The sequence below is a fragment of the Streptococcus oralis genome, assembly GCF_001578945.1.
GTDB classification, from domain to species: domain Bacteria; phylum Bacillota; class Bacilli; order Lactobacillales; family Streptococcaceae; genus Streptococcus; species Streptococcus oralis_Q.
The window spans coordinates 296,031-306,962 of the sequence record NZ_KQ969552.1 but is presented as its reverse complement, the minus strand read 5'-3'; the positions used below and the strand labels follow the sequence as shown (position 1 = coordinate 306,962).

11 protein-coding genes are annotated in these 10,932 nt (G+C 41.4%); all 11 read left to right on the top strand.

Annotated features, from left to right (window positions below):
- Window positions 1-91: 91 nt before the first annotated feature.
- Window positions 92-847, top strand: coding sequence for a class I SAM-dependent methyltransferase (locus SORDD16_RS06930; RefSeq protein ID WP_061452849.1), 756 nt, complete (start codon window positions 92-94; stop codon window positions 845-847).
- A gap of 76 nt (window positions 848-923) precedes the next feature.
- Window positions 924-1,436: an adenine phosphoribosyltransferase gene (locus tag SORDD16_RS06925; RefSeq protein WP_001049316.1), complete on the top strand. Its 513-nt coding sequence runs from the start codon at window positions 924-926 to the stop codon at window positions 1,434-1,436.
- A 186-nt stretch (window positions 1,437-1,622) separates the two neighbouring features.
- Entirely contained in the window at window positions 1,623-2,567 is a 945-nt protein-coding gene (metA, locus tag SORDD16_RS06920) for a homoserine O-acetyltransferase MetA (protein WP_061452848.1), read from the top strand.
- 8 nt (window positions 2,568-2,575) lie between these two features.
- Window positions 2,576-3,253 carry a DnaD domain-containing protein gene (locus SORDD16_RS06915; RefSeq protein WP_061452847.1) on the top strand — a complete coding sequence of 226 codons (678 nt, stop codon included), beginning with the start codon at window positions 2,576-2,578 and terminating at the stop codon, window positions 3,251-3,253.
- A gap of 96 nt (window positions 3,254-3,349) precedes the next feature.
- A complete protein-coding gene (gene tpiA / locus SORDD16_RS06910; protein WP_061452846.1) occupies window positions 3,350-4,108 on the top strand; it encodes a triose-phosphate isomerase in 759 nt (252 codons plus the stop codon).
- Between the two features lie 178 nt (window positions 4,109-4,286).
- The gene (locus SORDD16_RS06905) at window positions 4,287-6,023 is read left to right on the top strand and encodes an ABC transporter ATP-binding protein (protein ID WP_061452845.1); all 1,737 of its coding nucleotides are present in this window, start codon (window positions 4,287-4,289) and stop codon (window positions 6,021-6,023) included.
- Window positions 6,024-6,031: 8 nt separating this feature from the next.
- The gene (locus tag SORDD16_RS06900) at window positions 6,032-7,813 is read left to right on the top strand and encodes an ABC transporter ATP-binding protein (protein ID WP_061452844.1); all 1,782 of its coding nucleotides are present in this window, start codon (window positions 6,032-6,034) and stop codon (window positions 7,811-7,813) included.
- 149 nt (window positions 7,814-7,962) lie between these two features.
- A complete protein-coding gene (locus SORDD16_RS06895) occupies window positions 7,963-8,481 on the top strand; it encodes a Dps family protein (protein WP_061452843.1) in 519 nt (172 codons plus the stop codon).
- A 210-nt stretch (window positions 8,482-8,691) separates the two neighbouring features.
- Window positions 8,692-9,030 carry a zinc ribbon domain-containing protein YjdM gene (locus SORDD16_RS06890; RefSeq protein ID WP_001061600.1) on the top strand — a complete coding sequence of 113 codons (339 nt, stop codon included), beginning with the start codon at window positions 8,692-8,694 and terminating at the stop codon, window positions 9,028-9,030.
- Between the two features lie 2 nt (window positions 9,031-9,032).
- Window positions 9,033-9,656 carry a Pr6Pr family membrane protein gene (locus tag SORDD16_RS06885; protein ID WP_061415029.1) on the top strand — a complete coding sequence of 208 codons (624 nt, stop codon included), beginning with the start codon at window positions 9,033-9,035 and terminating at the stop codon, window positions 9,654-9,656.
- Between the two features lie 112 nt (window positions 9,657-9,768).
- Window positions 9,769-10,920 carry an MFS transporter gene (locus SORDD16_RS06880; RefSeq protein WP_061452842.1) on the top strand — a complete coding sequence of 384 codons (1,152 nt, stop codon included), beginning with the start codon at window positions 9,769-9,771 and terminating at the stop codon, window positions 10,918-10,920.
- The last annotated feature ends 12 nt before the right edge of the window (window positions 10,921-10,932 follow it).

Sequence of the window (10,932 nt, the reverse complement as noted above, 5' to 3'; positions counted from 1 at the left end):
ACAGATGCTTGTTTTTTTGTATCTCCATAAAGGTTAGAATTGTCAGAAAACTTCATTTTGTGTTATAATGAAGAAAAAAGGAGGAAGACCAGTGGGAGAAGCAGGTCATAAATTTTTAGCAAAGTTAGGAAAGAAACGCTTGCGCCCAGGGGGGAAAAGGGCGACGGATTGGCTGATAGAGCAAGGTGGATTTTCGAAGGATACATTGGTTTTGGAGGTTGCCTGTAATATGGGGACCACAGCTATCGAATTAGCCCAACGCTTTGGTTGTAAAATTGTTGCTGTGGATATGGATAGTAAAGCGCTTGAGTTGGCCAAAGAAAATGCAAAAAAAGCGGGAGTGGCTGAATTGGTAACCTTTGAGCGAGCAAATGCCATGAAGCTCCCTTACAAAGAACAACATTTTGATATTGTTTTAAACGAAGCCATGCTGACCATGCAGGCAGAAGCAGCAAAGAAAAAATGTGTACAGGAATATCTGCGTGTTCTAAAACCAGGTGGCATTGTGTTGACACACGATGTTTTGTTGAAACAGGAGAAGGAGACTGTTCGCCAAGAATTGTCTTCTGCTATTAATGTCAATGTAGGTCCTTTGACGGAAAGTGGCTGGAGATGCTTGATGCAAGAGGCGGGCTATGCATCTGTCGCTACCTATACAGGAGACATGACCTTGATGAAGTTATCTGGTATGGTCTATGACGAAGGTTGGCTAGGGACTCTGAAAATTTGCCTAAATGCCTGCAAAAAGGAAAATCGCAAACAGTTTTGGACCATGTATAAAATGTTCCAAAAAAATAAGGAAGAGCTTGGTTTTATTGCTATGGCTAGTCGGAAATCAGAGAACTAAAAGCTCATCTTCTAGTTTTTCTTTCATAGAAAGTATGGTATAATAGAGAGTAAAAAACTTTGAAAGAAAGAAAAAGATGAATTTAAAAGATTATATCGCAACGATTGAAAATTATCCTAAGGAAGGCATCACCTTCCGTGATATCAGCCCTTTGATGGCAGATGGAAATGCTTATAGCTACGCTGTTCGTGAAATTGTTCAGTATGCAACAGACAAGAAGATTGACATGATTGTGGGTCCAGAGGCTCGTGGATTTATTGTTGGCTGTCCAGTTGCTTTTGAGTTGGGAATTGGCTTTGCGCCTGTTCGGAAGCCAGGGAAATTGCCACGTGAAGTCATTTCTGCTGACTATGAGAAAGAGTATGGTATTGATACCTTGACCATGCATGCTGATGCGATTAAGCCAGGTCAACGTGTTCTCATCGTAGATGATCTTTTAGCAACAGGTGGAACTGTCAAGGCAACGATTGAGATGATTGAAAGACTTGGTGGAGTTGTAGCCGGTTGTGCTTTCTTGATTGAGTTAGATGAGCTTAAAGGCCGTGAAAAAATCGGAGATTACGATTACAAGGTACTTATGCATTATTAATGAAAAACAGTCCTTGGGGCTGTTTTCTCTTCATCTGCTATATAAATTAACTATAGCTAGTTAGAGAAAAACTATAATTGAAAACTATATCTTCATACAGTATAATAAAGGGAAGAAGTATTTGGAGGTTTTTACTTTCAAACAGACAACATCATTCCCGAAATAGAGAACTGTTAGGAGGGTATTATGCCGATTCGAATTGATAAAAAGTTACCAGCTGTGGAGATTTTAAGGACAGAAAATATTTTTGTGATGGACGACCAACGGGCTGCTCATCAGGATATTCGCCCCTTGAAGATTTTGATTTTAAATCTCATGCCTCAAAAAATGGTAACAGAAACGCAACTCTTACGGCATTTGGCTAATACCCCTTTGCAATTAGATATTGATTTCTTATATATGGAAACACATCGTTCCAAGACAACTCGTGCTGAACATATGGAAACCTTCTATAAGACCTTTCCAGAGGTCAAGGATGACTTTTTTGATGGAATGATTATCACAGGAGCACCAGTGGAGCATTTGCCTTTTGAGAAGGTGGATTATTGGGAAGAATTCAAGCAGGTCATCGAATGGTCCAAGACGCATGTTTTTTCAACCCTCCATATCTGTTGGGGAGCACAAGCAGGTCTTTATGTTCGCTATGGTGTTGAAAAACACCAGATGGATCGGAAACTATCAGGCATTTATCCACAGGACACCTTAAAAGAAGGGCACCTTCTTTTTAGAGGTTTTGATGATCGCTATGTAGCTCCCCATTCTCGTCATACTGAGATTTTAAAAGAAGAAATCTTAAATAAGACCAATCTGGAGATCCTGTCAGAAGGTCCTGAGGTTGGGGTTTCTATCCTAGCTAGTCGAGATTTGCGTGAGATTTATAGTTTTGGTCATTTGGAGTATGATCGTGACACTTTGGCAAGAGAGTATTTTCGTGATTATGAGGCGGGACTCGACCCTCATATCCCAGAGAACTACTTTAAAAATGATGATGTAAATGAGACGCCCTGTCTCTGTTGGTCTTCATCAGCCGCCCTCTTTTTCAGCAATTGGGTAAACTATGCAGTTTATCAAGAAACCCCTTTTGACTGGAGAAAGATAGAGGATGATGCGGCTGCATTTGGATATTTATAAGAGGAATTATGACATATTTTGACGCTTTTAAATCAGGGAACTTGGTTTTACCAAGTGCCCTGCTCTTGCATTTTAAGAAACTCTTTCCTTCCAGCGAAGATTTTCTGGTCTGGCAATTTTTTTATCTACAAAATACATCTGCTTTGGATGAGCTATCGCCAAGCCAAATAGCTGAAATCATTGGGAAAGAGGTAGCAGATGTCAACCAATCTATTTCGAATTTGACAGAAAATGGTTTGCTACAATATCGGACCATTGAACTGAATGGGGAGATTGAGCTGATCTTTGATGCTAGTTTGGCCTTTGAACGCTTGGATAACTTGTTGGACAGTCAGACTCCAGCTGCAACAGCATCAAACCCGCAAAATCAATTGAAGAATCTGGTTGAGACATTTCAGCAGGAATTGGGACGCTTGCTAACGCCGTTTGAAATCGAAGATCTTTCCAAGACTGTCAAAGAAGATGGAGTTAAGACGGATTTGATCAAGGAAGCTCTCCGAGAGGCGGTTCTAAATGGCAAGCCAAACTGGAAATATATTCAGGCCATCCTTCGGAATTGGCGCCATGAAGGCATTCAGTCTGTGGCTCAGGTAGAGGCCAAACGAGCAGAGCGAGAAGCTAACAATCCCAAACAAGTTCAGGCTTCGGCTGATTTCCTCGATGCCATGAATTTGTGGCAAGATTAGTCGCTTGAAAAATCTTGAAAATTAGAGTAAGGTTTGCAAGCTCCTTATAAATATGATAGAATAATAGTGAATAAAATGAAAAAAGAGGTATGTGAAATGTCACGTAAACCATTTATCGCTGGTAACTGGAAAATGAACAAAAATCCAGAAGAAGCAAAAGCATTCGTTGAAGCCGTTGCGTCAAAACTTCCTTCATCAGATCTTGTTGAAGCAGGTATCGCAGCTCCTGCAGTTGATTTGACAACTGTTCTTGCTGCTGCTAAAGGTTCAAACCTTAAAGTTGCTGCGCAAAATACTTACTTTGAAAATGCAGGTGCTTTCACTGGTGAAACTAGCCCACAAGTTTTGAAGGAAATCGGTACTGACTACGTTGTTATCGGTCACTCAGAACGTCGTGACTACTTCCATGAAACTGACGAAGATATCAACAAAAAAGCAAAAGCAATCTTTGCAAACGGTATGCTTCCAATCATCTGTTGTGGTGAGTCACTTGAAACTTACGAAGCTGGTAAAGCTGCTGAATTCGTAGGTGCTCAAGTATCTGCTGCATTGGCTGGATTGACAGCTGAACAAGTTGCTGCATCAGTTATCGCTTATGAGCCAATCTGGGCTATCGGTACTGGTAAATCAGCTTCACAAGACGACGCACAAAAAATGTGTAAAGTCGTTCGTGACGTTGTAGCTGCAGACTTTGGTCAAGAAGTTGCGGACAAAGTTCGTGTTCAATACGGTGGTTCTGTTAAACCTGAAAACGTTGCTTCATACATGGCTTGCCCAGACGTTGACGGTGCCCTTGTTGGTGGTGCGTCACTTGAAGCTGAAAGCTTCTTGGCATTGCTTGATTTTGTAAAATAATCTAGTTTTTTCCAGACAGACAGTCAAAAGTATCAGGTGACTTTGACTGCCTGTCTTGTTTTTACTTGGAGTATTCTTGTGAAAGAGGAATTTTTCCGACTAGGAAAGTTCCTTAGGGAAGGAAAGGCGTGCAGATGTGCGCTCTTTTCTGTATCAAAAGGTTATGAAAGGGGGAGTTATGCTCTATATTTGGTCTTATTTGAAAAAATATCCCAAGTGGTTATTCTTGGATTTCTTTGGAGCTGTTTTCTTTGTTATCGTCAATCTTGGATTGCCAACTATTTTGGCTCGGATGATTGATGAAGGTGTGAATAAAGGGAATCAGCATCAATTGTATGTTTGGGCTATCGTTATGTTGATAATTATCGTCTTGGGAACATGTGGGCGTATAGTTTTAGCCTATGCTGCTAGTAAGCTGACGACCAATATGGTTAAGGATATGAGGGATGATCTCTATGCCAAATTACAAGAGTATTCTCATCATGAATATGAAAAAATAGGAGTGTCATCATTGGTTACTCGTATTACCAGTGATGCCTTTGTTCTCATGCAGTTTGCGGAACAGACCTTAAAACTGGGTGTCATCACTCCTATGATGATGCTGTCCAGTATCTTAATGATCTTCCTGACCAGTCCGTCATTAGCCTGGATAGTGGCCTTTGCAGTACCTTTCTTAGCCGTGGTGGTCATTTATGTAGCAGTCAAGACTCGACCGTTGTCAGAGAAGCAACAGGCTACTTTAGATAAGATAAACCAATATGCTAGGGAAAACCTGATGGGGCTCCGTGTCATTCGTGCCTTTGCTCGTGAGGAGTTTCAAGAAGAACGCTTTGCAGGACAAAATGCAGTCTATGCAGCCAATTCTAATCGTCTGTTTAAACTAACCGGTCTGACAGAACCCTTGTTTGTTCAGATTATCATTGCCATGATAGTGGCCATTGTCTGGTTTGCGTTAGAACCTCTTCAGCAGGGAAATTTGCAGATTGGGGATCTGGTAGCCTTTATCGAATATAGTTTTCACGCTCTCTTGTCCTTCCTTTTCCTATCCAATCTCTTCACCATGTATCCTCGTACAGCCGTTTCGAGTGAACGATTGAAAGAAGTCATGGATATGCCGATTTCTATTGATCCAAATGAAGGAGGCGTTAGAGAGACAGCAACTCACGGCTATTTGGAATTTGAAAATGTCACCTTTGCCTATCCTGGAGAGACGGAAAATCCTGTTTTGCACAACATTTCTTTCAGCGCTAAACCGGGTGAAACCATTGCCTTTATCGGATCGACCGGATCGGGCAAGTCCTCTCTTGTGCAATTGATTCCTCGTTTTTACGATGTCACACTTGGGAAAATCAAAGTAGATGGTGTTGATGTGAGGGATTACCGCCTTAAGTCTCTCCGCCAAAAGATTGGTTTTATCCCGCAGAAGGCCTTGCTTTTTACAGGAACTATCGCTGAAAATATCCGCTATGGGAAGGAAGATGCTAGTCACAAAGATTTACATCAGGCAGCGGATGTGGCGCAAGCCAAAGATTTTATCGAAAGCCGAGAAGAAGGCTTTGCGACCCATCTAGCTGAAGGCGGAAGCAACCTTTCTGGGGGACAGAAGCAACGTCTCTCAATTGCCAGAGCGGTTATAAAGAATCCTGATATCTATATTTTTGACGATTCTTTCTCAGCCTTGGATTATCGTACGGATGCTATTTTACGTCGTCGTCTCAAGGAAGTCACTCAAAATGCAACGGTTTTAATTGTCGCTCAACGTGTCGGAACCATCATGGATGCGGATCAGATCATCGTTCTTGATAAGGGAGAAATCGTGGGCCGTGGTCGACATGAGGAATTGATGGAGTCCAATGACATCTATCGTGAAATTGCTGAGTCGCAGTTGAAAAATGCATCTCTAACAGAAGAATAGGAGGAAATATGAAAACACAATCTAGTTTGGCTCGTTTGTGGAGCTATTTGAAAGCCTACCGTTTCTCTGTATTTTTTGCAGTCTTTTTAAAAGTTTTGAGTGTGATCATGAGTGTCTTGGAGCCTTTTGTATTGGGGCTAGCCATTACGGAGTTGACCAAGAACCTTTTGGATATGGCGAAGGGAGTAGCGGGTGCAGAGCTAAATATTCGCTACATAGCAATTATATTGGTTCTCTATTTGCTTCGAGGGTTATTATATGAGTTAGGAGCCTATTATTCTAACTATTTCATGACCAATGCGGTCCAGTCTATGACTCAGGATCTGCGAAATGAAATGACAGAAAAACTCAATCGTATCCCAGTATCTTTCTTTGACAAACACCAATTTGGTGATTTGTTGGGGCGCTTTACCAGTGACGTTGAGACAGTGTCTAATGCTCTTCAACAGTCTTTTCTCCAAATTGTCAATGCTGTTCTGACGATTGTCCTCGTCATGGGAATGGTTTTATACCTGAACTTTCAACTGGCCCTTGTAGTGATTCTATCCATTCCAGTGACCTATTTTGGTGCCAGAAGTATCCTGAAACGTTCTCAGCCTTATTTTAAAGAGCAGGCAGCTATTTTAGGACGAATGAATGGCTATGTACAGGAAAATCTTACAGGTTTTAATGTCTTGAAACTCTACGGTCGTGAGGAAACTTCTCATAAAGAATTTTCTAAGATTACAGACGACCTCCAACGTGTTGGTTTTAAAGCTAGCTTTATCTCTGGCCTCATGATGCCAGCCCTTCATGCTGTATCGGACTTGACCTATCTGATCGTTGCAGTTCTTGGTGGTTTGCAAGTTATCGCAGGTCGTTTGACAGTGGGGAATATGCAGGCCTTTGTTCAGTACGTTTGGCAGGTCAGCCAGCCTATCCAAAACATCACACAACTTGCGGGTCAAATGCAGAGTGCCAAGTCTTCGTTAGACCGCATCTTCGACATCTTGGATGAGACAGAGGAAGTCAAGGGAGAAGAACTCGAAATCCTTGAACCCTTAACAGGTCAGGTGACCTTCCAACATGTTGACTTCCAGTATGTTGAAAACAAACCATTGATTCGAGACTTTAATCTAGAAGTTCAACCGGGAGAGATGGTGGCGATTGTTGGTCCGACTGGAGCTGGCAAGACGACCTTAATCAATCTGCTTATGCGCTTTTACGATGTCACAGCAGGCGCAATCTTGGTTGACGGGCAGGATATTCGCCAGCTGTCACGTCAAGACTACCGCCGTCAGTTTGGGATGGTCTTACAGGATGCTTGGCTTTATGAAGGTACGATCAAAGAAAACCTACGTTTTGGAAATCTTGACGCCAGTGACGAGGAAATAATAGAAGCTGCCAAAGCAGCAAATGTAGACCATTTTATCCGAACTCTTCCTGGTGGTTACAACATGGAGATGAACCAAGAGTCAAGTAATATTTCCCTTGGGCAAAAACAACTCTTGACCATCGCGCGTGCTCTCCTAGCCAATCCTAAAATTCTCATTCTTGATGAAGCGACTTCCTCTGTTGACACTCGTTTGGAACTCTTGATTCAAAAAGCTATGAAACGCTTGATGAAGGGAAGAACCAGTTTTGTCATCGCCCACCGTCTCTCTACGATACAAGAAGCAGACAAGATTCTCGTTCTTAAGGATGGACAGATTATTGAGCAGGGAAATCATGAAAGCTTGCTTCAAGCAAAAGGCTTTTATTATGATTTGTACCAAAGCCAATTTTCGGGTAAATCTGATCAAGTCAGCTAAGAAAAACTGTCCAGACTATTCTTAAATTATCAGTCTATTACAACTTTTCTCAGATAGTACACTTTTCTTGCTATCGTTTTCTGGTAGTAGTATACTTGTATCATAGCTACTGTAAAGTGGTTATAAAAAAATGAAAAGAGGTAAGAAATATGGTTGAATTGAAAAAAGAAGCAGTAAAAGACGTTACAACATTATCTAAAACAGCGCCAGTAGCATTGGTAAAAACAAAAGAAGTATTGAACCAAGCAGTAGCGGACTTGTATGTGGCTCACATTGCCCTTCACCAAGTTCACTGGTATATGCGTGGTCGTGGTTTCCTAGTATGGCATCCAAAAATGGATGAATACATGGACAGCCTTGATGGCTATCTTGACGAAATCAGCGAACGTTTGATCACCCTTGGAGGCAAACCTTACTCAACTTTGACAGAATTCCTTCAACATAGTGAAATCGAAGAAGAAGAGGGAGAATTCCGTAACGTTGAAGAAAGCTTGGAACGTGTTCTAGCGATTTATCGCTACCTCATCGCTCTTTTCCAAAAAGCTTTGGATGTGACTGATGAAGAAGGCGATGATGTTACAAACGATATCTTTGTTGGTGCTAAGGCTGAACTTGAGAAAACAGTTTGGATGCTTGCGGCAGAACTTGGACAAGCTCCTGGTTTGTAAGATATAGTTGCTACCCCTTTTATCATGAGGTGCTTGATAAGTGCCCATGACCAATCATTTTTTTAAAGTCATGTAACTGTAAAAAGTTGCATGATTTTTTTGTCTGCTGGACTTAGGACACATTGTCAAAAGTAGGATTTTACGGTATAATAGTTGCTGTTCGAGAAATTTTGATTTTCAAAAAATAGTGAAATGTTATAAGGAGAACCCATGAACAACTTACCAAATTGCCCAAAATGTAATTCAGAATATGTCTACGAAGACGGAAGTCTCTTGGTCTGCCCAGAGTGTGCCTATGAGTGGAACCCTGCAGAAGTTGCAGAAGTAGAAGAAGGTGTTGTTGCTATCGATGCCAACGGAAATAAATTAGCCGACGGCGATACTGTAACCCTTATCAAGGACTTGAAAGTAAAAGGTGCACCAAAGGATTTGAAACAAGGAACTCGTGTTAAAAATATCCGTATCGTAGAAGGTGACCACAACATCGACTGTAAGATTGATGGTTTTGGAGCTATGAAACTCAAGTCAGAATTTGTTAAGAAAATCTAGCCATGAAACTGAACTACAAATTTATCTTTTATAGTCGTGTGCTCTTGTTCTTAGCGGCATTTACAGGAGTTTATTTGGAGATTACCAAGCACGGTGGCTTTGGTATGCTCCTTTACTACACAGTGTTGTCCAATCTTTTGGTAACGATTTTCACGGGTTATCTGCTCCGTGTGATGAGCCGTTCAGGTGAAAATTGGCAAAGTCCGACCTTGCTTCGTCTCAAGGGTGGTGTTACCATGAGTATCATGATTACCTGTGTGATTTACCATTTTATGCTTGCTCCGATTGCGACAGACTTTTACCGTGTGGAAAATTTCCTTTGCCACTATATCGTTCCACTCTGGTTTTTAGCCGACACCCTCTTCTTTGATAAACAGGGTCAATACAAGATCTGGGATCCAGTCTTGTGGACCATCTTGCCCTTGGTTTATATGATTTTTGCCTTGTTCAATGGCTTGGTCTTAAAACTCAATATTCCGAATTCCAAGGACAATCCCTTCCCTTATTTCTTCTTAAATGTGAACAAGGGTTGGGACGTGGTCATCAAATGGTGTTTGATCATTTTTGTTGCCTATATGGTTGCAGGATTTATCTTCTACTTTATCAAGCAAATCAAGAGAAAATAGGCTTTCTATTAGGAAAGTTAGGACGGAGTCTCTAGTTCAATCGGGCTCCTTCTTTTCTTGCCATCTTCCTTTTAAAAGGATCAACAGTGAGAAATATACAGAAAGAAAATCCATGAAACAATATTTAGAACGGGCTAGTATTTTGGCCCTATCCCTCGTTTTGATTACCTCCTTTTCCATATCAAGTGCCCTGCCAGCCATGTTTGACTATTATCAAGGTTATCCTAAGGAACAAATTGAGCTCTTAGCGAGCTTGCCATCCTTTGGAATCATGATTATGTTACTACTAAATGGTTTCTTAGAAAAAATATTTCCTGAGCGCTTACAGATTAGTTTGGGATTGCTAATTTTATCACTGAGTGGGACGGCTCCCTTCTGGTATCAAGCCTATCCCTTTGTCTTTGGAACACGGATTCTCTTTGGTTTGGGTGTTGGGATGATCAATGCTAAGGCCATTTCCATTATCAGTGAACGCTATCAAGGAAAAACGCGAATTCAGATGTTAGGGCTACGCGGTTCTGCAGAGGTTGTCGGAGCTTCTCTCATTACCTTGGCAGTCGGCCAGTTGTTGGCCTTTGGTTGGACAGCTACCTTCCTAGCCTATAGTGCTGGATTTTTAGTATTGGTCCTTTATCTGCTCTTTGTCCCTTATGGGAAAGAAAAGAAAGAAACAAAGAAAAAAGAGGCCGAAACGACTCGTTTGACAGAACAGATGAAAGGATTAATTTTTCTATTGGCTGTCGAAGCAGCAGTTGTTGTCTGCACCAATACAGCTATCACTATTCGTATTCCTAGTTTGATGGTGGAAAGAGGTCTCGGGGATGCTCAATTATCTAGTTTTGTTCTTAGTGTCATGCAGTTGATTGGGATTGTGGCTGGCGTGAGTTTTTCTTTCTTGATTTCTCTCTTTAAAGAAAGATTGCTACTTTGGTCTGGTATTACCTTTGGATTGGGACAGATTGTGATTGCCTTGTCTCCGTCATTGGGTGTGATGGTAGTAGGAAGTGTTCTGGCTGGTTTTGCCTACAGTGTAGCCTTGACGACGGTCTTTCAACTTGTCTCTGAAAGAATTCCAGCTAAACTCCTCAATCAAGCAACCTCATTTGCGGTTTTAGGCTGTAGTTTTGGAGCCTTCACGACTCCATTCGTTCTAGGTGCGATTGGTTTACTAACACAAAATGGGATGTTGGTCTTCGCCATCTTAGGATCTTGGTTGATTGTAACCTCTATCTTTGTTATGTACGCACTTCAAAAGAGAGCTTAGGATTGATTGGCA

What these genes read in the sequence shown, in the direction of transcription:
- SORDD16_RS06925 (WP_001049316.1), top strand. Translation starts at nt 924, where the DNA reads ATGAATTTAAAAGATTATATCGCAACGATTGAAAATTATCCTAAGGAA.
- metA (WP_061452848.1), top strand. Translation starts at nt 1,623, where the DNA reads ATGCCGATTCGAATTGATAAAAAGTTACCAGCTGTGGAGATTTTAAGG.
- SORDD16_RS06915 (WP_061452847.1), top strand. Translation starts at nt 2,576, where the DNA reads ATGACATATTTTGACGCTTTTAAATCAGGGAACTTGGTTTTACCAAGT.
- tpiA (WP_061452846.1), top strand. Translation starts at nt 3,350, where the DNA reads ATGTCACGTAAACCATTTATCGCTGGTAACTGGAAAATGAACAAAAAT.
- SORDD16_RS06905 (WP_061452845.1), top strand. Translation starts at nt 4,287, where the DNA reads ATGCTCTATATTTGGTCTTATTTGAAAAAATATCCCAAGTGGTTATTC.
- SORDD16_RS06900 (WP_061452844.1), top strand. Translation starts at nt 6,032, where the DNA reads ATGAAAACACAATCTAGTTTGGCTCGTTTGTGGAGCTATTTGAAAGCC.
- SORDD16_RS06895 (WP_061452843.1), top strand. Translation starts at nt 7,963, where the DNA reads ATGGTTGAATTGAAAAAAGAAGCAGTAAAAGACGTTACAACATTATCT.
- SORDD16_RS06890 (WP_001061600.1), top strand. Translation starts at nt 8,692, where the DNA reads ATGAACAACTTACCAAATTGCCCAAAATGTAATTCAGAATATGTCTAC.
- SORDD16_RS06885 (WP_061415029.1), top strand. Translation starts at nt 9,033, where the DNA reads ATGAAACTGAACTACAAATTTATCTTTTATAGTCGTGTGCTCTTGTTC.
- SORDD16_RS06880 (WP_061452842.1), top strand. Translation starts at nt 9,769, where the DNA reads ATGAAACAATATTTAGAACGGGCTAGTATTTTGGCCCTATCCCTCGTT.